The following is a 22,711-nucleotide window of genomic DNA, read 5'->3' as shown; positions in this document are numbered from 1 at the left end:
TAATCCTTAAAATATTAATAAAACGTAATTAGTATTAGGATACCCATATTGTTTATTATCAAGGAAATAAATGAATAAAAGTAAAATAACAATAATTTCATTGGTTTCAGTAATTCTATCTGGCTGTGCTGCAATGCTTGTTCCTGAAACGGATGACCCGGAAGAAAAAATAGTGTGGGCAGCTGAATTATTTGATAGGCAACAGAGACCATTACCCGCTGAAAAACTTATACTTGAAGCTATTCAGATTTGTAAAGCATCAAAAAATTACCTTTGTTTGGGAAGAGCCTATAGCACTTATGGTTTTTTCTTCAGGTCCAGATCTCTTACAAAATGGGAAAAATTCTATAGAGACAATGGCTTTTTGGATAAGACGGCTACAATGGATAATCGTTATTTGAAGTCCAAAGAGTATTTTGAAGCATCTATCGAAAATTATAATAAAACTGAAAAATATGATGCACTTACTAGTGCATATCTTAATTTAGGTTTTGCTTATAGCATTCTCAACGATCTAGAAAGCGAGTGCGCAGCATACGACAAAAGTCTTGAGTACAACAGGCTGAATTTAAAGCAAAATCCAGGAGTGAAAGTTTTTCTTCCAGATAACTTTTCCACTTATGAAGAATATTTAGATTCAGAAAAGGTCAGAGCAGGCTGCAAGTAGTGGCATAAAACATATAAGCCTTCGATCCGCTTAAAAATAAAAAAGGACACCCAGATAAAATAAAAAAGTACACCCAGATAATTCTTTTTGAGCTTGTGAGAGGCGATGCTCAAGACTGACGGCACGGTAAGAGACTCTAAATACTCTAGAACACCCATGTATTTACTCAATACATGGGTGTCTTTATTTTTTTTAAAAATCACTACTAACCTGAGTAAGGCATCACCGGCTGATTACCCCGATTCACAATGGTTTATACATTAAATTGCCTTTGTATCAATTGCGATGACAAAGTACTTACTGTAATTACTATCTCCACATTGCTGCATAAACCCTTTCATTGTTTCGCTTTGTTGTAAAACTGGTGTAATAACAACTTTACTATCAGAATTATGAACAACACTGCCATAGGAGTTGAATGATCCAACATGCAGTATGCCGTCTTTCATGGAGTACGAGGTATATACAGTGATGCTGAACAGATCTTTACAGGAGCCCATCTCCAGTACTGGATCACTGATTAGACAAAGATCGCCTGAGCGATCAAGTGTGAAATAGACTTCACCTTGATCTCCATTAAAAAACAGGATAGGAGATGATGAACATAGGCTGGCAACCTGGCCAGACATCAATTGATCCAGTTCATTTGCTGGAATTACCCAGTAGTAAGTGCTGCTCTCTGTTTCATCCTCTTTATATAGATCTCCAAAATAATTTGAGAGAGTGTTTCTGTCGGTCAGCAGATTCCCGGGCAATCTGTCAGCCTTGTGTTCAGCCTGATGTGTACTCATTTGCAGGTGTGCTACTTCACTACAGCACAAATCACATACTTCGACACGATATACACATGAATCAATATGAGAAGCCATCTGCTCTTTTGATAGTTTCTTCGAGCACCAGGGGTTATAGGGACATGGCATTTCGGCCTCGGGAACACAACTACCCTTTGCATGAAGAGGAGCGTCTAGTAGCATTCCCGCCCAGCCACATTCAGTACAGATAGCCGGTAAGTTATGAATCTTTTTTTTAAATACGTTTAAGGAGAGTGATGATTCTGTTGTTAAAGAGAGCTGCTCTCCACAACCGATGCAGAAACTGAACTGGTTTGTAGCAAAGCAATCATTGCAACATATGTCATTTTGGGAGCAATCATGAACCGGGTTGAGATTTATCTGTGAGCAGAATGGACAGAGTAACTGGTCGTGTTTCAACCCGCTGCCCAAATTTACAAGAAAGCTTTTTTTATCAATTTCATATGTTTTCCAGCTACCTGTTGCAAAACTGTAACTATTAGCAAATAGTAACAGGAGGGTTGCTATGGCAATAACTAATTTGCGATTAATCATCACTGCACCTGTTGAATAGAATGTTATTAAGATCGAAGTACAGTTAAAAGGTTCAATTGATTGAATAATTCAGAATTATAGAAAGGTGACAGAAAGAAAAGGTAACTATTTATAATATCTAAATTGTCTATTTGAAATAATGAAATAAAATTGTGCTATACAAGAAATGGTGGTTTTTTATAAGTGCTTTGATAGTGGCTTGTTTCTTTTTTGCTTATTAAAACTCCTGTCAGGCCGATCGTATAGCCATCATTGAACATGGTTGACCAACATTCCACTGGTAGTTGCTACACGTTCAACACATTTCTGATGATTTGGCTGGCTCAATATCTACCAACAACAACCGCACTGCTATAAGGACTCTTTCATTTTTTGTGGGGTGCCTTGATCCCATATTCCCTTTTAGTAGCGTATTACTGAAGAGTGCATAGCAATTTTTGGGTTAATTTGCGCGTGGTATCAAAATGTAGGTGCCCTAAATTACTTTGTCGAGTAGCGGTCAAATTGCTACAGCTTTAACACGATAATTAATTGAAATTCTATCGCATAAACCATTTCAATTGGATTTTTGAGCAATCAAACCCAGTCTTTAAAACTTAATTAGGATTAAATATGGAACAAAAAATAAAACCCGGCGATTTAGATGATAATTCAAATTATGAAAAGGAAGGAGTCTTCACGGGTGTTGCAAATAATGTTCAGGAATACACTCGGAAAGTAAAATACCATGGTGAACGTGGTCATGGATTCGCAGCAGAAGATGCCAATCATTTAGATGATATCTTTTCTGGAAAAGACGCCCAGATAGTTGGTGATGACAATGCAAAAAATGGAGCTGATCGATTAGTTAATGGTCAGGAAATACAAACTAAATATTGTAGAACTGGATCGAAATGTGTATCTGAGTGTTTCAAGGAAGCAAAGTTTAGATATTACGATCGCAATGGCGAACCAATGCAAATTGAAGTGCCTAGTGATTTACATGCCGACGCTGTAAAGGCAATGCGAGATCGGATCAAAAAAGGCCAGATAGATGGCGTTACTGATCCTGATATGGCTGAAACAATAGTTAAAAAAGGAAGTTATACGTATGAGCAAGCTAAGAATATAGCTAAAGCTGGAAATGTTGACTCCCTAATTTACGATGCCAAAAATGGAGTAATACATGCTACTTCTGCAATGGGCATATCTGCTGCTATCACTTTTGCTATATCAATCTGGAATGGCGATGAATGGAATGTCGCTGTAAAGAATGCTGCGTACTCCGGAATTCAAACGTTTGGTATCACCTGGGTTTCAAGCTTAATCACAGCTCAACTCAGTAGAACAGGGATTGAGCAAAGCTTGCGTAGTTCTACTGATTGGGTGGTTCGGCAACTTGGTAAAGATATAACAGCCTGGCTGGCCAATGGTATGAGGTCTGGTGCAAATATTTATGGTGCGGCTGCAGCAAATCATTTAAGTAAACTCTTAAGAGGTAATGTTGTTACAGGAGTAGTAACAACAGTCGTTTTATCCTCAGTCGATGCTTATCGTTTTTTTAAAGATGAAGTGTCGGGAGCCCAGCTTTTTAAGAATGTAGCTGTTACTGCTACAAGTGTTGCAGGAGGAACTGCTGGATGGATGGGAGGTGCAGCTGCAGGAGCGGCTCTAGGCTCTGCAGTTCCTGTTATTGGTACAACAGCGGGTGGAATCATTGGGGGATTGCTAGGTGCATTTGGAGGAGGAACAGTAGCTCAGAAAGGAGCAAAAGCCGTACTTGATGAGTTTATTCGTGAAGATGCTGAAGAAATGCTGGATATTGTTAATGATGTCTTCGCTCAAATGGCATCAGAATATTTGTTAAATAAATCGGAAGCTGAAACTGTTGTTAATAAAATAAAAGAATTAGATATGGCTAAGAAAATGAGGGAGATGTATTCATCTAGTAACAGAAAGATCTTTGCGAGAAAGATGCTGACTCCAATGATGGATAAGGTAACAGAAAGTCGTGCCAAAATAATAATACCAGATATGAAAAATCTAATGACTGCTACAAAAGAAATTGTTATCGAATTAGCTGCAGCGTAAACGACGCACCGCAAAAATAAATATTATAGATTTCCTAAGTTTTTCTTTAAAGTTTTCTTTGAGTAAATGTGATGAACTATTTTGAGTTTTTCTGAAATAAATATAGGTTCTCTAGATAATTAAATGACAGGCTTAAAATTTAAATGAGGTCACATGTTTATACTAAGTATTCTTTTGGGTATTGTAGGAACATTTTTTGCTTATATCGAAATCTGGCATCCGAAAACATTAAAATTAATTGAAAGTTTAATCTCTAATCATTATGAAAAAATATCAGGTTTTAAAAATAGCCTCATTGATGATATAGAAGATATAAGAGAAAGAGGAGATGTTATTTTTAAGGACTTTAAAAAAGGTCCACATTATAGAACTCCAGAGCAGTCAATAGAGAGTAAGTACTGGATAAAGAAAAGTTTTTTGTATATATTGCTATACCAATTTATATCTTATTCCTCAGGCCGACAAAATGGCTTATTGTTTTTCTAAATAATATAGGCAATGGTAGGTTTATTGGTGGCTTCGGCATCTTTTTAAATATAATTAGTTTGACTATTACAGTTATCTCATAGCTAGTGATCGTGACGTTTAGGAGAGTCCTCAAGGACACTCACATATTGTATTTACTCAATTCATGAGTGTCCTGAATCTATGTGTTACATGGATGGCCTAAATCCTTACTCCTCTAAATCATCACAGCAAACCTGATTATGGAGTTAGGCAATAGTTTCATTAATATAAGCAATCCAGTAAATTTGAAATGGTATTTTTATGTATACCAATAGCTTCTTTCATATATTAGGATGGATTAGATAGTTTTCAGATACAATTTCCATTCTAGTTACATTAAATGAAGAAGATATTTATATTCATCCCCCTATTGTTCAGTAAAAGTTTATTTGCAGCTGATATTAACGAGTGGTACGAAACAGAAGAAGGTGATTACGCTATCGAAGAGGCATTGCATGGAAGCATGTACGCCACATTGTCTGAATCGGTTGCCGGTGATTTGAGCGTTTACATAGAAAAGTACGATGAAGACAAGTGTGATGGCTCTAATGAAGATGTATCAAACCATGAACCTGTTTATATTAATGATGTGCTAGTGAAAATGTCTCAAGCATGCAACGGTTCATGGTTTACGATTTTCCCATCGTCAGATAAAGGCCGTGATTACTTAATAAACGAATTTAAAGTAAAAAGAAATGTCATTATTGAAAGCTATCAAAATGAGTATAAGCTTTTATTTTCAGCAAAAGGATTTTCAAAATCTTTGAAGCTACAAAAGCTAAACAAGTTAGCCATATGATTTACACTTAGAAAATGCATCCAGGTAACGCCAAAAGCGGACACTTGGATGCACTGTCTGGGCCTATCAAAAATAAAAAAGACGTCAAAAAATTCCAGGCTTTTACGCTACCGGGTGTCTTTCAATCCCCAGTGAATCAAAACACCCCATTACCATTCTGAATATTGCCACCCTTGACCAGAGAATAAAACCGCATAAATCCATCCAGCGCCTGAATTGAATCCCAGTGCTCAACAATCCTTCCGTCTTCAATGCGCCAGGTGTCGATAATATTCAGGCCTTTTTCATCATCCCCCCGGTCAGCTTGCTTCAAAGTGGCATGAGAGTGAAAGATCACGTAGTCGCCATCCACATAGATATGTTTCACGTCATAGGTGTAGTCCGGGTAGTCTTCGACAAAGGCTTTTAAAAAGCCGACCAGGCCGGTGACCTTGTCGGGCAGGTTGCGATTGTGCTGAACATAGGCACTGTCGTTATAGTGCTTGAGTATGTAATCGAAGTTGTGATCATTCATCAGCTTCTGGACAAAATCTGTAATCAGAGTGGCATTTGCCAGCTCTTGTTGTGTCCAGCCGGGTTTCTGTAATGACTGCAAGTCAATCACCAGCGGGGCGGGTTTTTGTGCAGAAGCAATTGTGCTTGCCAATATCAGTAGTGTTGTTGAAATGATTTTCCACATAATGGGTTGCTCTTAATGTTGCTGGTCAGAAGTAAGTACCATTTGTACGTCATGGTATTTATTAGTAACCTGCACCACAAGAAGGCACCAGAATGTCATCTGGTCACAATTTGGTAACCCATAGGCGGATATTGGTAAGAGGGCTGCGGCGTGGTAGTAAAAAACAGAGAGCAGGCGAGCGCTACAGTTCGAGCTGAAAAGCGTATCTTTCACAACACTGAAGAGTGCCCCATTCGTAATGTAGTGGCACAGATCGGTGACAAATGGTCAGTATTGATTTTATTTGCACTGGTCGAAGGTCCGGACAGATTTAACTCCCTGAAATCCAGAGTGGTGGGCATCTCACAGCGCATGCTTACGCAGACGTTGCGGGACCTGGAGCGGGAAGGGTATGTCAGCAGAACGGTCTACGCCGAAGTACCTGTGAAGGTGGTATATGAGCTGACAGATTTGGGGAAAGACCTGGTTAAACCTCTGTATCAGCTGGTTTCCTGGGCGGACACGCATCATGATGAAATCAGACGCGCCCGCAAAGCTTACGATGAGAGAAGCTGACCGTATAAAGATTAAAGCAAGTCCTAAAGACACCAGCGCGCAGCACCTTGATAGATTCGGGTAGTGCGCTTTACTAACACTGCGTCGAACGCTGTGTTTGAATGGTAAAGCCCAGGTGACTCAGTTGTTAAGGTGGCAGAGTAAAGGAATTCTCAACGTTCATTCGATTTCTGCCTTCATTATATTTTTGCTCTTGCTGAACAGTCATTCAGTTTTTGCTTATATATGTCAAAACTGTCAAGCCTGGAATGAAGGGGCAAAGGCAGGAGATTCGTGCAGGCACTGTTCCGCCAAGCTAAAATCCCCGGCTAAAGGGCAACAATGTCAGAAATGTAGGCACTGGAATGCAGATCTGAATACCGGTGATCCATGCCAGCGCTGCAAGGCAATGATGTCGCTAACGACAAGCCCGTTCCAGCCTCCTTCAAAAAAACAGCAATATTGCTATGAATGCAGAGCCTGGAGTGAAAATACCGAGGCATATTGCCAGCACTGTAATAGAAGAATCTATACCATGCCGATTGGCCTGGCACTTATGGATGCAGGTGTTGGGCCACATAAAGCCGTTGTGTCTCACAGAGGGGACAATCGGCGAGAGGATCATGATCGTGAGAGTAACCATTGTCAGCATATTGCGACACAAAGAACTCAAGCAGTTCATGATTTTCAGAGGTGGTTGAAAGCCGGGCATGAAAAAATGAATCTGGCGCTTGCTCACGAGACTACTGAGTGCTGGTCTGATTTGTTAGCTCATAGTCGAAGTGAGATTGCTAACCAAAGTGCAAGTCTCAAAGCCTGGGGTTTTCTTTTTGAAGTGATGTCCCGGAGAAGAAAAAAAGAAGATCTTTTTGAGCTGGAAAGCTCAATCGTTAATTATCTATCAAACCATGTTATTGAAACAGTCATTCATCAACTACTGATGTATGAAAGGGCTGCCATTATTCTTTGTCAGGGAGGCTTTACAGATGCCGTTGCTCGTTTTTCAATAGTTTTTGGCCCTGATTCTGAGTTTAATCGTCATATTTCCAGCGGCATGGTAAAAGAAGCGCTGGCTACGGCCTTCTACGTTCTCTCAAAAGTTGATCGTACTGATCAGCAAAGCTTAATGCTGGTTCGTCAAATAAAAGATAAATATGGGAAAATGGTGCCTGAGCACAAGGTTTATCATTTCTTACCAAGATAAAAAGGATGTCCGGTTGGCATGCATACTCTCTGCTGGGTTAGGCATGAACCCAAATCCACACCTTGCTGTACGATCACAATAACATCTGTACCGTCTGTATTGGGGTGATGCTTAAAGCTGACCAGCAGAACACGGACTGCTGTTTTGCCGGGAGCGTATTCGAATCCACCCTGAAAAAAATCCCTGTCAGCCATGAGTTAATGCATGCGATAGCAGTTCTGTTCAAGCTTAAAGTGTGCCCGGATACCACTGCAGAATCGCCATAAGCCGCCTCTTTCTGGCCGAACTGAACGGCCTGCCTCCAAATATCTATTACATGTCGTTTACCGGCCTGAAGTTAGCCGGTACGATAGCACCATAAATATCCCTGTGTCCCTGTTGCAATCTGCCTTTCTGTACTTCGGAGCCGGAGGGGCGGTAGCGTATCTATCGAATGCCTGCGTAGTGAAGTTCGTCTATGTGGCATGTGGCGTGGCGCTGCAAGTCATTAGTTTGTATTGGATTGTTCTGACTTTTTGAGGCCTGGACAAGTTAAGTGACGACTATACAAATCGGGAAATGCGACATGGCGGTTAAATTCATCATATCAGGGAACATGACGGAAAGGCTTGCTGTTGCTGGTATTGAGGTAATTATGCGTTTGCACAGATAGCTTGTTAAGCGAAAGTTGTGCGCATAAACCACTGTAAGGGCTCAAAAAATATAGAAAGGAATATACATGTCAGATTTACCAAAAAACATTCAAGTTATTTTTGAGAATAATCCGAAACTCATGGAGTTAATTCCTAATCCCTCCCTAATTTCAAATTCGTCATTTGTTTCGGCATTTAGTCAAAAACTAAACAGTTCCTCGACAGGAGCTGAAGATGAGTTCTTTTATAGAGTTGTTTTTAAGAAAGACTCTTCTCGTGAACTAATGACAATTAACAGTGGAGAGTTAAAGGGGCTGCTGACATCTACATGCATAGAGAAAGGTAAAATTAGTGATGTTGCTGGTTTGGAAAAAGTTGAACTAGAAAATCAAACGGATCTAATGCCCACTTTGTTAGGTATAAGTCTATATAGCGCAATTCAAAATAGTCTATCTTACATCTCCCATCTTTGCGTTGATATCAGGAATCACCAAATTCTTGAGGAACAAGCTCGATTTGAAAGGATTTCAGAGACTATAGTAGATAGTTTTAGAAGCATACCTGACATCTCAGTGGATAGGTCAATGAGAGATGTATATTTATCTCGAATAGTAAAGAATAACGAAGACTGTTATGAAATGTATGTCTCTCAAAGACAGAGATTTAGCGACTTGCTACAGTCGGAACCACAATACTATTCAACGGGTTATAACTACTGGTTCAATACGCATGATGGTCGACGGATCAATCCTGATCAGTTCTTCGTGATGAAAGTTTTATCTCACCCTGTATTTTCAGTCTTCGAACGCTTGGTAGCTGGTAGAATTTGTGAAATAGTTCTTAGTGGTAATTATTCTACCAGTAACATTAAGAGGCATAAAGATTTCGTAAATAGAGTTCAACGAGAACTTGAGAAACTTATGGAGTACCGACTGAAAGCTTTTGACAATTTTACAAGCGAGCACAAGCAAAAAATCGAAGAAGATATGAGCTTGTCTGGTTATGACCGCAAGAATTTGAGTGATGAATTAGAAAGGCATGTTACCTTTGTTGCCCAAATAAAAGACAAAGTATTTGATTTGTTGGATGCAAAGCTACACAGTTTCAAGGTTCTGGCTCACCTGATGGATCAGGATGAGATAGATGTATATCTTATCGATGGAAAGCTGCTTGTAAGTAACTCTGAATTAAGCCCTAACAAAGCATTGCAGCGGACAAGCCGCTGAATGCGGCGTTAGCTGTTCAACAGACATCAGAGTAAACATGAACAAAAAGAAAATAGTTTTCATTTCATACTCATGGCATGATATGAAAATTGCCAATGAAATAGAACAAGATTTAAGTAAATTTCAAATAGACCTTGTTCGAGATGTAAGAGACTTAGAGTATAAGTCAAAGATTTCTGATTTCATGGGAAAAATACGTGAAACCGATTTTGCTATCTTGCTGATAAGTAGAAATTACTTGTCTTCTAAAAATTGCATGAAAGAAGTTTTACATATTTTGAAAGATACGGATTTTAACAGCAAGATACTTCCCGTAATTGTCGATGGTACAAAGATTTATTCAATAGAAGACAGACTTGAGTATACAAAATACTGGATCAAAGAAAAGGATTCTATAAGTACACTTATTTCTTCGATACCAGCTACAGCAATTATTAACGAGATAAGTGAGCTGAAGGTAGTAGAAGAAATTGTATCCAAAGTCAATGATTTTCTTTCATATATTAGTGATTTAAAAAACCTTACATTTAAAGAGCTAAAAGATGATGGCTACAAACCCATCTTAAACTGCTTAGGTTTCGTCAATATCACTCATCTGGTTGAGCTTTTAAAAATATCTAATATTGATGATATTGAAACAAAAGAAATATTACTTGATGAATGGTTAGAGAATAATAACCCTGTATCAGATGCATATTCAATACGGGCAAGTATTGCTTCCAAAAGAGGCAATATAAGAAAAGCAGAGTTCAACTACGAAAAAGCAATAGAATTAAATTGTGATAATTACTATGCGATGAACAACTATGCTTTCATGCTTTTTCAATTAGATAAGAATAAAGAGCTAGCAAGGAGTTTGCTCGATAACGCGGTAAAAAATCTTCCAAATTTCACAATCGCAAGATTGAATTTAGGTTGCTTATTAAGTAATAAGTTCAACGATCATATAGGAGCCAAAAATCAGTATGAAAAAATAATTTCATACAATCCAACCGAAGAGAGAGCTTATAACAATTTGGCGAACTATTATAAGCAGTGTCGCAACAACAACGAAGAAAATCAGAAAATAATATGTGAATTATATGAAAAAGCACTATCTATCAACCCTGATTACTTAGAAGCACATCTTGCTTATGGCAGCTATTTATCTGAAATTATAAATAAACATGATATTGCTTTAAAGCACTACGATGAAATTTTGAGAATTGATCCAGAGTCAAAAAAACTTGTCGACTGGCTGAAGAATAGAATTAAAGAAGTTATAAAGCAAAGAAAATCACATGGCTAGCACCGAGTAATGAACAGATAACAAAAATCCAGGTGGCGCCTACGGCGCACCTGATTTAGGCAAGAATATAGGACACCCATATTTTCTATTAACTCAATATATGGGTGTCCTAGATCGCTCTTTCCTAGATCGCTCTTTAGATCGCTCCTTACAAGTGGTTCCAGATGACCGCACCTGCGGCACGTCACCTGAACCAAGCGTTATGCTCTAGAGGAAATAATGAGTTACTTTCTATATGTTATAGGCCCGAAGGGTGGTCCGTTGAAAATAGGTATATCTAATGATGCTTATAAACGACGAGGTGAGCTAAATATAGGAAATCATCAATATTTATATATTCACCACAAGGTGGAGTTTGCTACTAAACAAGAAGCTGAAGATGCTGAACGGAATTTGCACTTCTTTTATCAGGATCATCATTTAAGAGGTGAGTGGTTTAAACTATATCCTCAAGATCTTGATAGAATCAAAGATAAGATTGTTTTGGCTACAAATGCTTGTCTGGAGTGGGTAGACAAATCTTGGAAAGTGACTAGAAAAGCCTGTGATAAATTTACTCCTAGCGTATTCAAAAAATCACGTTTGGCACTAGAACTAACTTATACGGACATAGCAAATGATCCCAGTGTTAGCATCAGTGAAAATGTGATCGAAAACTTTGAAAATGGCACGAATACTCTTGGTTACGATAGGGTTGAAGTGTTGATGGAATTTTTCACAAGAAAGGGCATAGAGTTTATTTCACAGGGTGATTCACGAGAATATCAAATACTGATTTAGCGCACAGCATAACAAAAATCCAAGTGACTGAAGAAAAATAAAAGCAAAATAAAAAGGGACACCCATACTTAGACCTCTACAGTTCAATATATGGGTGCCCTATATCTCTGCTCCTATATCTCTTTTATATCTCCTTGTTTCACGAAGGTAGTATGAGCCACCTTGAAGGGGAACTCCGGAGGCATTATTTATGGCAAATCGACGGGAATCTGATGCTTTTTGACAACGGCTAACAGGTAATCAGCGACCTGGTTAATGGTTGGCCTGTTAGTGGCCTTCTCTCTTAGCATGTAGCTCGCCAGTGCCAGCAGATGGACTTTTGGAGGCAGTTTGGTTTTTACTCTGGGCACGACACCTGACTTCTTAAGCTCACCCCACTTCGAACAAGCCGTGTCAAGGTGATCTGTGACATGCTGTTTGTATGGCGTCTTCCTGAGCGCTTCGCACACTTGAACATAGTTACTATCATGGGCGTTGAGTTTTGCCCTGAGTTCAAGGATGTAAATATTATCAACGCCTGCCAGCATGGCGAATACTCCGCCCAGCCAGTATATGACTTCACTTCTCGGGCAAGTCTGGCATGGTGCGGCTGCACCATTTCCGGCAGTTGCCGTCACCCTGTCTATTTCTGTCGTCGCAGGTTTTTTGGGTCGGAGATGCTGAGGGCGGATAAATACCGGGTGTGTTGTATCATGCAGGCAGAAATCCTTTAGCGCAGGAGGCTGTTCAAATTCATAACTTTCCTGATAAATCTCCAGAATACAGCGGGCCAGTGCCAGACTGAGAATAATCAGATCCTGCTCCGGAAGAAGCTCTTGGGGAGTGACCTTAACAAAATCGTGTTCTGTCCCCAGCACATTCTGTTTAAACAGGGTGTCACGCTCCCGCAGTGCCACAATCAGGTAAGACATCGCATGCCGGGGACAGGGAATAAGTAGAAGGCCGGGGAAATAGCTGTCCCTACACTCGGTGTAATAAACCGTACTGGAAAGTTGTTCGGGGTAACCATTCAGTGTTTTAGTGGTGTTGTGAACCTTTTCCAGTATCGCTCCGCCCTGCGGTGTCAGCTTCACCAGCATCTGCACAGCATAGTGCTTCTCTCTGGCCATCATTTGCAGTCCCAGCTCAGCATAGTCACAGCGCTTCTCTGCAGAGGATTCTGTCATATCGTATGAGCACATCATATTATCTTCGGTTTGAACTGTGACCTCTTCAGAGTAAGTATGCTTCAGGCCGGTTTTGGCTTCCCGTCGCAGCTCAAGGTATTGATCCCCGGCAGCCAGTGCGGCAACAGCAATGGCATCAGGAAAATAGTCAGAAGAACAGTAATCAAAAATATAGGGTTTGCAGTACCCGTTTGATCTCTGTACCTGATGAGAACTCTGTATAGGGGTTACAGGCGCTTTAACGGGTACACAGTGGTCTGACGCAGAGGTTGCTACTGTAGAGAAAGTTGTCGCTGAACCTAGTGACTCATGGGATTTGCTGTGTTGTGACAAATGATGACGTCTGGTGGAAGGCGATGATTTTACCGGCGGCTTTGAACTGACTTTCAATCGAGTAAACATTGTTGTTGTACTGGAATCCGGTTCATGGTCTGAAGCATCCAGTTCGGCAACACCGAGGCCTATCATCCAGATACAGCACATACCCGGGATCAGTACAGCATTCTTCCAGTGATAGCTTGGATTCATGGCACAAGATATTCATTCACAATGAGTGACTGGATATTTAAAAATATGCCACCTGCAGTAAAATTGAATATTTATTTGATAGACGGTGTTGCTGTCACTTGTTTCTTTCAAAACGCCCTAGGGTGTGTTCTCCATCCCTGAAAAAACTGGCCCCGCTCAAGTGCAATGCTGACACTATCCGAGCCGAGCAAAATTGATGCCGGGATGATCATGAAAAACTGATCTAAGCTATCTTTTGTTTCTATTCTGTCTCATTTTATCTTCGTGCCAGGCCACAGGTTTACTCTCATGCTATCGCTTCGTGATTTTATTGCGCCGGTTACCTGTAGCGGGGTTTACCGGGTAAGTTGTGAGATAGCGGGTATTGCAAAGAATATCGGGTTTGCTCATATCAGGGATCTGTCGGACGCCCGTCTGGTGGTAAAACTGGTGGGAAAATTTACCGGTCATTTTATTGTGGCCAAGCTGACTATTCGGCTGAAATCCGGTGAGGACAAGGGCGAGTGCAGTTTGCTGGTTGATTACGAAGATATCTATGACAGCATGGACTGCTGCTATGAACGGTCTACCCGGCTGTTCAAACCCGCCATTAAAATTCAGCTGCCCGCTGATAATCAGCTCAACTTTTACAGCGGCATTGTCGTTGATGAACGCCGGCATCTGGCACTGAGTGCCAGTAAAAGGCTGTTGCCGTATCTGATCTGGACCCGAGTTGAGAAGGAAGACAGTTTTGACAGCTATGACCGAATGTTTGGCGCTTATCTTGATGAATACAGGGACAGTTTGTATGTGGACTATCGCAGTATTATTGATGATCTGCGGCAGGCGGTAAAAACAGAGTGATAGCGGGTGTTGATTTCAACCTTGCGCTACAACCGCGGCATCCTGGAACTTAACCCGCCCATTCCCTGGTCATGTTTCAGCCTTTTGGTAATCGTTGCGGTAACCGGGTCATATTCAAAGACCACGATCAGATCATGACGGTAATTCTCCGGAGTAATACCGGTCAGGTTGGCTTCCATAGCGTGGACAGGATTATCAAGCCAGTTGCTGTCGCCCTGCCAGTGTGTTGCCTTGAAAACAAACACATCGGTCTCCGTTCCCAGCACACTGATCGTCAGTCCCTGTGAGGTTATCATAACAAGACCCGGTGTTGCCGTTACCCGTGGGTAACGATCAAGCGTGGCCAGGGTTTCTGTAAATTCATGAGCAAAGTTGAGCCAGCCAATGTTCCGCCTTTCACCAAAGGTGGCATAGAGTTGTTCTGCAGGCACCTGACTTCCACCGGCATGGCAACTGCACAGCGTAATACTCGGGGTATCGTATGGTAGACAGTCGTGTTCATTCAGCCACTGATGAATGACGTGGGCAAACTCGGCACCGGTTCTGCCTGCTATATTGGGACCGTGACCGGTAATGACCACTTTGCTCTTGCGGGTCAGCGAGCGCTGGCCATATACAACGCTTTCTTCATACAGCTCGGTACAGCCATAAGGTTGTTTGAGCAGAACCAGATAAGCACCTTTATCATTTTTGAACTGACTGTAGCTCCCCTGTAAACAGGAATCGCCATCAGTATCGATTGAGCAGTAGACAACGGAGTCATAGCCTTTTGGCTTTATGGAATCATCATTGTGGCGGGTAGCAAGTAGCCCACGGATGGCAGCAATATCCTTCATTTTTACAGCAATGGACAGCAGCCGGTCAGTGCTGCGGGTCCCGCAGAAGGTATTTATCTCCCTGAATCTCCGATATTGGGCTTGTTCAGCATCTGACAGCACAATGATCCGTGTTCCGGGTATAGCCTCAGTAACGGGCCAGGGCAGGGTGTCCGGATCCAGGTCGTGCTTACGGGCATAAAGCCACATCATCAGAGCCTGATCATGATGCATCATACGCCAGGCCATTTCAGACTTGCTGTTCAGTCGTCCGGGATTGCTGACGGGCTGTAATAATCTGACCAGCTCATAGTACTGGTGACGTACCGCAATATGCAGCGCCGCATCTTTATCGACCAGTGCGGTTTCCGGAGCAGGTTGACCATCCAGCAGAACTGGCATGAACTCTTGTTGCCAGCCATTGCGTGCAATGGTTTTTATATGCGGATGTGTTATCAACCATTCCACAACCTGCTGCTGGCCGGCCAGGGTAGCGCTGCAGAGCAGGTGGGTAAACTGTTCCAGAGTACAGCAATCCAGTTGTGGATCAGTACAATGGAGATCGGAATCAATCAGTTGCAACAGGGAGCTGAAATCCCGGCCTTCACAGGCTGTGACGAAAGCACTGGCAGGATCTACAGGCGCTGCCGGGTTTTGATGAGGTAGCGGCTTTCTGCTTTTAGAGAAAGGTGTAGGCGTGGGGGAAGGTTCCTGTTCGTCATCTGTTGCATCCAGATTATTTTCGGTTCGGGTGTCTTCGTCTTGAGTCAGTGCTGAACGGCTGATATGAGCAGGTGGATCCAGCTCATCATCTAATGCACTCAGGTCATTGATTTCAATATGTGAGCCTGAGCGTTCATGAATACAGTATGAAGTTTCCCGATATCTATGGGTATCCTCCCTTAGCCTTTCCCTTAGACTTTCCTCTCTTAGACACCCCAAATCATTCAGCCCATTTTGTTGAGTGGGTACTACAGCGCCCAGGCTCAGGTTATTCATTTCATCATCAGATTCATCCAGATTATTTGGGGGCTGAGTGTCTTTGTCTTGAGCCGGAGCCGGGCTGCTGGTGTGAGCAGGTGGCCTTACTACAGCCGAAATATCAGGTCGGCCCAGCTGACCATCTGATGCACCCAGATCATTCATTTTATAGTGTTGACCGGGTACTACAGTGACTAACTCCAGGCTATTCATTTCGTCATCAGATGGATCCAGGTTATTTTCCTCTGTGTCCACACAGGCATGGCTACCCGGAACTGGCTGAACAGGGACGGCTTCATGTCCATCACCCTGATCGCAGTATGACTGCAAAAGGGCAGTCAGCCCGGTAAAACCCTTCTTGCGGGCGATATCCTGTGCGGTATCTCCGCTGCTGTTACGGGTGGCGATAATGGCGCTAGCTCTGGGGTGGTGTGCCAGCCAGCGAATACATATCTGTTCAGTTTCGGCTTCAGTTGGAGGCAACAGGGCATTTATGAGAATCACGCCCAGTTCTTCCGGATCTCTCCATGCAACCTGATCCTGCCAGACCAGTAAGCCCTGCCGGATCAGATCATTCAGTTCTTCAAAGCTGTATAACAAATAAGCCCGGGAAAGGGCTTCTTCCACTTCTACCCAGGTAAATGTCGGTAAGGGAGGCGTTTCAACAGTCAGTTCAGCCGCTTCCGGTGTTGTTGGCGGTTCAGGCTCCGGATTCAGTGCTTCCAGCAGACGGATAGCGGCAATTCTGCCTCTGGCCCGGGCACATTCAAGTGGGGTTTGATTGGCCGCATTAAGCCGGGTTGGGTCGGCATTCAGAGCCAGCAGCTGAGCTACTGTGTCCGCATAACCCTGTGTGCTGGCATGATGGAGCAGGGTATTGCCGTCAGGGTCACACTGGATGATCAGCTCAGGCTTTCTTTTCAGCAGAATCCGGGTGATGTGATGCCAGCGCAAGGCGAGCAGCATATAATCCGGCAGCCCGGTTTCAACCACGGTCAGACCTGACTCTGCTGCGTGAGCTTCTTGCTCAGACCACCGGGACTCAGCGTTTGTGATTGTACATTGTGAGCCGGGAGCTTCAACTGCAGTGGTCGTTTGCAGATCGTGAGGGATAAGCCACGATTTAGCTATTTTACAGTCACTGACAAAAGGTTTTTTTGCACGTGGGTAATCTGCGGCTGTGAGCTGACAACAATAGCAAAGGGATAATAGTAGCAAGCAGTAAAAAAACCGGTTCATTCAGTATGCAGTCAAACGGTAAATTATTTGCGTGTTGTGATTAATTATGACTATAAGGTGCATATATAGTTCATTTAAAAACAAGGAGCTGCTGAGTTCTGCGATAATCAGGCTCCTTCGATAATATGGCTAACCCCTTATTAATCATCAGCTTCTCCTCCTTGAGCGCTTAAATGGACTGAACAACTTCGGGTATGGCCGTCAGGTCATGCTGGAACATAATGGTTCAATATATTCTTTTTCAAAGGAGTCCGGCTGTTGGCAGGAAAGTAGTTCGGGAGAGTTCCAGCTTTCAATTCTGTCCGGTCAGCAGCGTGGCTATATTGAAGGACCCATATATTTTATTGAAGCAAAGAAGCCACGATCCGATTAATTGAAATAGTTATAGCCCGGCAAGAGTTTACCAACACTGAGCGGACTCTATCGGTTATCTAGCTTCCCACTTTGCCTGTCGTGTGCCTTGACGTGTAAAGCAAGATGATCTGACCTGCTAAATTTTCTTTTACAGACTGTGCATTCAAACGGTTTCTCGCCGGTATGTTTACGCATGTGGCGAGTCAGTTCATCTGAGCGGGCGAATCGCCAGGTACATCCCTCCCAATCGCAGGCAAAAGGCTTCTCTCCGGTGTGGGTTCGAAAATGAGCCTTGAGGTGGGATGACTTGGTATAGGTTTTATTGCAACCCGAATAGGTGCAGGCATGTAGGCGTGAAGGCCGGATATGATTTATGCCAGTTGCATAGCCTGATGATAAATAGCCTGATGATAAATGGCCTGGTGATAAGCTGGCGTGTCCGGTCATTGTCGTCATTGCTGTCGTCATGAAGGTAGCCGCCGAATTAACAGCGGATAAGGGAAAAGACTCCAGGCCGGTATCCAGTGGAGCTGGCGGGGGTGTCATAAAGGGAGATGGCATGTTTGTTTGAGTGGCCGCCATCATTGTCACGGCTGGCGGGGGCGCCGCTTTTTTCTGGTGCCGTGATAATACGACTTCCGGGGGTGGCTGAGACCGGGGTGTGCCATCTGGACGATAACAATGGGCGTAAGGCAGGCCATTAATAACTTCCACCTTACACTCGACGGGATCTCCTCTTGTTATCACATCGCCGGTAACAGGATGGCAGAATACATCAACTTTATAGGTTTTTTTTACCAGCGTAGACACATTGGCAACAAGTGGATTACAGACCATAAACTCTGGCGCTTCCGGATGCAGAAGATTGATTGTAGTGTCCGCTGCAGCGATTACCCGGGTCATGGATGGCGGTTGCGCATTCGGCTCTGCGCCCGCACAAGCAGCCGGTGTGACACAGGGCAGAGAATTGGCTGAGGATGTGACCGAAACCGTAAGAGTTGAACTGTCTGAGACTGAAGTGACAGTTACATGCTGAGTGCCGCTACTGTCCTGTGTTACCGCTGTAACCAGACAGGGGGCGGTCATGACTGCGGAAACAGGTACTGGGGAAACAGGTACTGCGGGTGTTTTAGGCGGATCAATTAGTGTGTTGTCTGCTGTCTGGTTGCCGGGCAGATCACCCAGCAACATATGCGGCTGATATGTCCTGGGCTCGACCTCAGGCCCTGCCTGCAGAGTCAAACTGCAACCATAAACTCCGAATGCCAGTATAATTGAACGACTAATGTCATTAAGTATCGAAAGCAGCCAGCTTTTACCCTTCGTATTTATCCTGCCTGAATTTGTCACGCCCACGATATCCATGAATATTTATTTGTTTATTCAGTAAAAGTAGTCGTGGCAGGCTGATTGTACAGATCAATTTTATCCATGGTTTTGCAGCCCGTGGCATCAGTCAGCGGGTGCATCTATGGGGAGCCGGCGTAGTCGCTGATACTCAGAATCTGTATGCAGTTTGCTGCAATTTTTTCGGTTGTACTGACCCTTCATAGAGGCCTGAAAGATTTCAGTGTTATGACTGCCATCCTGTCTTTTGAAATTGTCGTAATGGTAATAGTGACTGCTCCACAAAGGGTATCTAATTGATGTCGTTTACTGAGCTGACTGGACTCGGTACGATAGCTTCAGAATTGTCTCTACAGCCCTGTTGCAACCTGACTTATTGTACTTCGGGTCCGGAGGGGCGGTAGCGTGCCTGTAGCAGTTGAGCCGTATGCTGTTCGTCTATGTGATTTTGGCTGTTGCTGGGTAACGCCCTGGTTTGTATGGGTTTATTTTGGCTTTGTGAAGCTTGCTTAAGTTAAGCGACAAATATACAAATCGGGAAGCGCGACATGGACAATAAAGATATAAAAGCAGTGAGTGCGGCGAAAGGGCTTGCTGCTACTGGCTTTTAGAGAAGTTCACCTTTCTCGCAGATAGCTTGTTATGTGACACTTGTGCGCATAAACCACTGTTAAATTTCTTTCGAGTTTTATATGAATAATCATGAAAGAGCAATTGAAGAAGCGGAGAAGTTTGCACATAAATGCAAAAACTTTCGGATTGCTAATCATCATTCCGAATTTCTGGACGGCTCTCTTTATCTGGTAAATTTTGAAAATGAATCAGGTGAATCTCATCACTGTTTCGTATATCTCGAAGGGAACAAAGCAGAAGTATGTAAAAACCAAGCACTCCTAAATGAGCTTGTTTCTAGAAAATCCAAAAAAGTAGGTATCACAGCTTTTTTAAATGGTATCGGTGGTGTTTCTGGAATAATCGGCATAATCATAACATTAACAATTGTGTATTTGGTTATAATGCGCCCAGAGTCACAAGTCCCTAAAGAACTTTGGGGGGCTTTAACTGCTGTTTTAGCTTTTTACTTTGGTAGTAAAGCGGCAAAATAAAAATTTAACAAGCGCTTCAATAAGGACAAATACTGGTTGGCTCCTACGCTGCGCTTCGGATTTTAGCCAACCAGTATTTGCCTGTTAAGCGGGCGTTATGAGCTAGGAGTATATATCTAGTGATTCAAAGTGAAGAACTAAATAAAGTTACGATGAGAGATATCAGTTTCAACAAAAAAACTTTATCAAGTGTAAAATTAAAATTAGAAGATTTTTTATCGGATAAAGAGACCAGTGATTATCTAACAAACTTATATAGTAGTGAAATTGATGAAGATTGGCTTTATGCTCAATGCAAATCAGCTTGCAACCAAATAGATAAAGTAATTGATGAAAACTCTCAGTTTAATAGCTATTATTCGAACATATTAACTGAATCTGATCTTATTCTATTAACTCAAGAACTGATATGTGACACGTCAATCCTTGATCAAATATCAGGGAACATGCTCAAGCTGAACAATAAAATTAGTCGTAGTAATTATTTAGCAAGTCATCAGTTTTTCTTACACGCAAAATTTTCATATTTTACAAAAAAATTCATAGCAGAAACTACTACTAGAAATTTCAACTTCTCTTCAATGCCTACTTTGATACGTCAAGCTATTGAGATAAGAGTTAAAAATATGATTGGCTTAGAAAAGGTAGAAAAAGTTGGAGGCGGATTTAAATTTATTCCTATAAGTAAGCTATTGGACTTCTTTGGTGAAAATGATAAATATTTAGAAATCCCAGTGAGTATTGAAGTTTTAAAAAACATTAATACATGGACAAACACATTTGTTCACACTGGAGTAGTTCCTTTTTGCTGGCAATCTCTTGAAGCAGTAGATTTGATAGAGGATTTCTTTCCCACTAAAGATGAAAAAACAGGTTCATTGGATTTGCATGGATTCACATATTTGAGCAAAGATGTAGATTTAGAAGATATAAAAAACGATTTAGATAAATACTTCAACGCTACATTCACATTAAACAAAGAGAGTGTTGAAGGAACTCTAGTTCGCTCATAATAAATGGTTCCAGTTTGTTCGCTGCGCTCACCCGACGCCGCCGTCGGCGGCGCGGCTGAACTAGGCGTTAGGCGCCTCAAAACATCAAGAGTCCAATTCATGATCGAAGTAAGTAGTGATAATCTTTGGGATAAACTCGAAAAGTTAAGTGGTGATTCCAAAGGGAAGAAAGCTGCGGTTTCATACATAACTGATGATACAGCAATACAATTCACCTATGGCGACACATTAGTTGCAGATATATCTGAAGATGCAATTGGAACAGGAAGAACGTCTGCCAAAGTCATATCTGATGCCTTTAAAAATGGTGTAGAAATTTATACGTGTGATTCCTTGCATGCCAAAACAATAGTATTTGATCATCATGCTTATATTGGTTCAGCAAATATTTCTTCTCATTCGAGAGAGTCACTGGATGAAATTGGGATAATTTCAGATCATCCAAACGTCATGTCTGGAGCGTTGCAAACTATTGAAAAGTTAAAGTTGCAATCCCATAAAGTAGACAGGGAATACATTGACAAAATTCTAAGCATTGAAGTTAAAAGAAATAGAAAGGCTAAGAGGAAAAAACGAAATATAAATATTGAAACGCCTCGTTCTTGGATGATTAGCGTCGTGAATGATGCATCGTATCCTGGGGATGAAAATCATATAGAAGAAGATAACCAAAATATAGAAGTATCAGAAAATGAAGAGCCTGCATGGTTTTGGTTAAAGCAAGGTTCGAAGTTTTATGATCAAGTTAAAATTGGCGATTCAGTTGTAATTATTGAACGAGAGAGTTCCAGCTCTGAATCACCAGAATATGTTTATCGTCACTTCACAATTAAACATATCAGCGAAGACTCAGCCCTGAAAATCAGAGCGTATCACTATGCATACAACGAAGACTATTACCATGAGTGGGAAGATTTTCTAGAGCTGGCAGTTCAAGCCGGCATTACAAACTTAGGTTCTGGCCTCTCTACAACGAGAGAACTTTCTCAAAAACAATCAAACCTACTATTTGAGCTGTGGGCGCCTAACAAGCTGTGGGCGCCTAACAAGTAATCCCGGTGACGCCTATGGCGCATCTGATTTAGGCGTTATGCGATTCAAGAGATATCGAGTCAATGAAACCAGAAAAAATAGCAATAAATCATGATAATTATCATGCTGAGCATATTGGTAAAACAAAAGATGGATCTCAGTTCTTTTTAACAACACCTTTTGAACCTGCATATCCGAACAAAGAGGGTTGTGAATATATAGCTCTCTTCTTATTCGATGCTGATGGTAATCTTACCAACTCAAAAATTGATGCTATGGGTCCAAGAGGCTCATACGATGATGATGAAAGAAGAGAAAAGTATCTATCTCGTCTAAATGAACTCGGTGAAGTTCAGTTTCAACGTATTGAAGTTAAGCCGTTTTCTGTCAAGCATAACGGTACGGATATAGGGCTTATAGTTCGGGAACCTGAAGACGATGATGAAGTATGGGCAGTAGAGTTGCTCCCGGGTAACTACATGGCATTCTTTGAGCCGTGGGATAGCGGCGAGTACGACACGTAACCATCGCATAACAAAAAATTCCAGGTGACGA

20 protein-coding genes are annotated in these 22,711 nt (G+C 42.0%); 14 read left to right on the top strand and 6 right to left on the bottom strand.

The genetic code is table 11. From position 1 onward, the window contains the following. Positions 1 to 70 precede the first annotated feature (70 nt). A complete protein-coding gene (locus ACYZZ0_RS03505) occupies positions 71 to 667 on the top strand; it encodes a hypothetical protein (protein WP_461535190.1) in 597 nt (198 codons plus the stop codon). A 260-nt stretch (positions 668 to 927) separates the two neighbouring features. On the opposite strand, the gene ACYZZ0_RS03500 is transcribed toward ACYZZ0_RS03505, so the two are convergent. Next, on the bottom strand, positions 928 to 2,013 hold the full coding sequence (locus tag ACYZZ0_RS03500; protein WP_461535189.1) for a hypothetical protein: 1,086 nt from the start codon (positions 2,011 to 2,013) through the stop codon (positions 928 to 930). Positions 2,014 to 2,625: 612 nt separating this feature from the next. On the opposite strand from ACYZZ0_RS03500, the gene ACYZZ0_RS03495 reads away from it, so the two are divergent. The 3 genes from ACYZZ0_RS03495 to ACYZZ0_RS03485 all read left to right on the top strand — a co-directional run bounded on the left by ACYZZ0_RS03495 (position 2,626) and on the right by ACYZZ0_RS03485 (position 5,389). Next, positions 2,626 to 4,083: a hypothetical protein gene (locus ACYZZ0_RS03495; protein WP_461535188.1), complete on the top strand. Its 1,458-nt coding sequence runs from the start codon at positions 2,626 to 2,628 to the stop codon at positions 4,081 to 4,083. Between the two features lie 153 nt (positions 4,084 to 4,236). Next, entirely contained in the window at positions 4,237 to 4,569 is a 333-nt protein-coding gene (locus ACYZZ0_RS03490) for a hypothetical protein (RefSeq protein ID WP_461535187.1), read from the top strand. Positions 4,570 to 4,930: 361 nt separating this feature from the next. Next, positions 4,931 to 5,389, top strand: a complete 459-nt coding sequence (locus ACYZZ0_RS03485) for a hypothetical protein (protein WP_461535186.1) — start codon at positions 4,931 to 4,933, stop codon at positions 5,387 to 5,389. A gap of 136 nt (positions 5,390 to 5,525) precedes the next feature. Here ACYZZ0_RS03485 and ACYZZ0_RS03480 read toward each other — a convergent pair whose 3' ends face one another. Beyond that, on the bottom strand, positions 5,526 to 6,068 hold the full coding sequence (locus tag ACYZZ0_RS03480) for a nuclear transport factor 2 family protein (protein WP_461535185.1): 543 nt from the start codon (positions 6,066 to 6,068) through the stop codon (positions 5,526 to 5,528). A 150-nt stretch (positions 6,069 to 6,218) separates the two neighbouring features. Here ACYZZ0_RS03480 and ACYZZ0_RS03475 point away from each other — a divergent pair, with 150 nt between their 5' ends. Further along, entirely contained in the window at positions 6,219 to 6,623 is a 405-nt protein-coding gene (locus tag ACYZZ0_RS03475) for a winged helix-turn-helix transcriptional regulator (RefSeq protein WP_461535184.1), read from the top strand. 514 nt (positions 6,624 to 7,137) lie between these two features. Continuing rightward, on the top strand, positions 7,138 to 7,806 hold the full coding sequence (locus tag ACYZZ0_RS03470; RefSeq protein WP_461535183.1) for a hypothetical protein: 669 nt from the start codon (positions 7,138 to 7,140) through the stop codon (positions 7,804 to 7,806). Here the strand turns inward: ACYZZ0_RS03470 and ACYZZ0_RS03465 are convergent. After that, positions 7,788 to 8,000: a hypothetical protein gene (locus ACYZZ0_RS03465; protein ID WP_461535182.1), complete on the bottom strand. Its 213-nt coding sequence runs from the start codon at positions 7,998 to 8,000 to the stop codon at positions 7,788 to 7,790. The genes ACYZZ0_RS03470 and ACYZZ0_RS03465 overlap by 19 nt on opposite strands. Positions 8,001 to 8,524: 524 nt before the next feature. Between ACYZZ0_RS03465 and ACYZZ0_RS03460 the strand changes: the two genes are divergently transcribed. From ACYZZ0_RS03460 to ACYZZ0_RS03450, 3 genes are all read left to right on the top strand, one after another. Then, complete coding sequence (locus tag ACYZZ0_RS03460; protein ID WP_461535181.1) at positions 8,525 to 9,664, top strand: hypothetical protein; 1,140 nt, start codon at positions 8,525 to 8,527, stop codon at positions 9,662 to 9,664. A 37-nt stretch (positions 9,665 to 9,701) separates the two neighbouring features. After that, on the top strand, positions 9,702 to 10,952 hold the full coding sequence (locus ACYZZ0_RS03455) for a toll/interleukin-1 receptor domain-containing protein (RefSeq protein ID WP_461535180.1): 1,251 nt from the start codon (positions 9,702 to 9,704) through the stop codon (positions 10,950 to 10,952). A 219-nt stretch (positions 10,953 to 11,171) separates the two neighbouring features. Next, on the top strand, positions 11,172 to 11,732 hold the full coding sequence (locus ACYZZ0_RS03450) for a GIY-YIG nuclease family protein (protein WP_461535179.1): 561 nt from the start codon (positions 11,172 to 11,174) through the stop codon (positions 11,730 to 11,732). A 188-nt stretch (positions 11,733 to 11,920) separates the two neighbouring features. Here ACYZZ0_RS03450 and ACYZZ0_RS03445 read toward each other — a convergent pair whose 3' ends face one another. After that, a complete protein-coding gene (locus tag ACYZZ0_RS03445; protein WP_461535178.1) occupies positions 11,921 to 13,426 on the bottom strand; it encodes a hypothetical protein in 1,506 nt (501 codons plus the stop codon). A 288-nt stretch (positions 13,427 to 13,714) separates the two neighbouring features. Here ACYZZ0_RS03445 and ACYZZ0_RS03440 point away from each other — a divergent pair, with 288 nt between their 5' ends. Then, positions 13,715 to 14,269: a hypothetical protein gene (locus ACYZZ0_RS03440; protein WP_461535177.1), complete on the top strand. Its 555-nt coding sequence runs from the start codon at positions 13,715 to 13,717 to the stop codon at positions 14,267 to 14,269. 26 nt (positions 14,270 to 14,295) lie between these two features. Here ACYZZ0_RS03440 and ACYZZ0_RS03435 read toward each other — a convergent pair whose 3' ends face one another. Both ACYZZ0_RS03435 and ACYZZ0_RS03430 read right to left on the bottom strand, forming a co-directional pair. Continuing rightward, complete coding sequence (locus ACYZZ0_RS03435; RefSeq protein WP_461535176.1) at positions 14,296 to 17,058, bottom strand: hypothetical protein; 2,763 nt, start codon at positions 17,056 to 17,058, stop codon at positions 14,296 to 14,298. A gap of 666 nt (positions 17,059 to 17,724) precedes the next feature. Continuing rightward, on the bottom strand, positions 17,725 to 18,900 hold the full coding sequence (locus ACYZZ0_RS03430; protein WP_461535175.1) for a C2H2-type zinc finger protein: 1,176 nt from the start codon (positions 18,898 to 18,900) through the stop codon (positions 17,725 to 17,727). 797 nt (positions 18,901 to 19,697) lie between these two features. On the opposite strand from ACYZZ0_RS03430, the gene ACYZZ0_RS03425 reads away from it, so the two are divergent. The 4 genes from ACYZZ0_RS03425 (at position 19,698) to ACYZZ0_RS03410 (ending at position 22,680) form a co-directional block, all read left to right on the top strand. Beyond that, positions 19,698 to 20,111, top strand: coding sequence for a hypothetical protein (locus ACYZZ0_RS03425; RefSeq protein ID WP_461535174.1), 414 nt, complete (start codon positions 19,698 to 19,700; stop codon positions 20,109 to 20,111). Positions 20,112 to 20,230: 119 nt separating this feature from the next. Further along, positions 20,231 to 21,124, top strand: coding sequence for a hypothetical protein (locus ACYZZ0_RS03420; RefSeq protein WP_461535173.1), 894 nt, complete (start codon positions 20,231 to 20,233; stop codon positions 21,122 to 21,124). A 99-nt stretch (positions 21,125 to 21,223) separates the two neighbouring features. Then, positions 21,224 to 22,177: a phospholipase D-like domain-containing protein gene (locus ACYZZ0_RS03415; RefSeq protein WP_461535172.1), complete on the top strand. Its 954-nt coding sequence runs from the start codon at positions 21,224 to 21,226 to the stop codon at positions 22,175 to 22,177. Positions 22,178 to 22,239: 62 nt separating this feature from the next. Beyond that, positions 22,240 to 22,680, top strand: coding sequence for a hypothetical protein (locus ACYZZ0_RS03410; RefSeq protein ID WP_461535171.1), 441 nt, complete (start codon positions 22,240 to 22,242; stop codon positions 22,678 to 22,680). The last annotated feature ends 31 nt before the right edge of the window (positions 22,681 to 22,711 follow it).

The organism is Spongorhabdus nitratireducens (genome assembly GCA_947387575.1).
Taxonomy (GTDB): Bacteria; Pseudomonadota; Gammaproteobacteria; order Pseudomonadales; family Endozoicomonadaceae; genus CANDOC01.
This window is presented reverse-complemented; position numbering and strand designations above follow the sequence as displayed.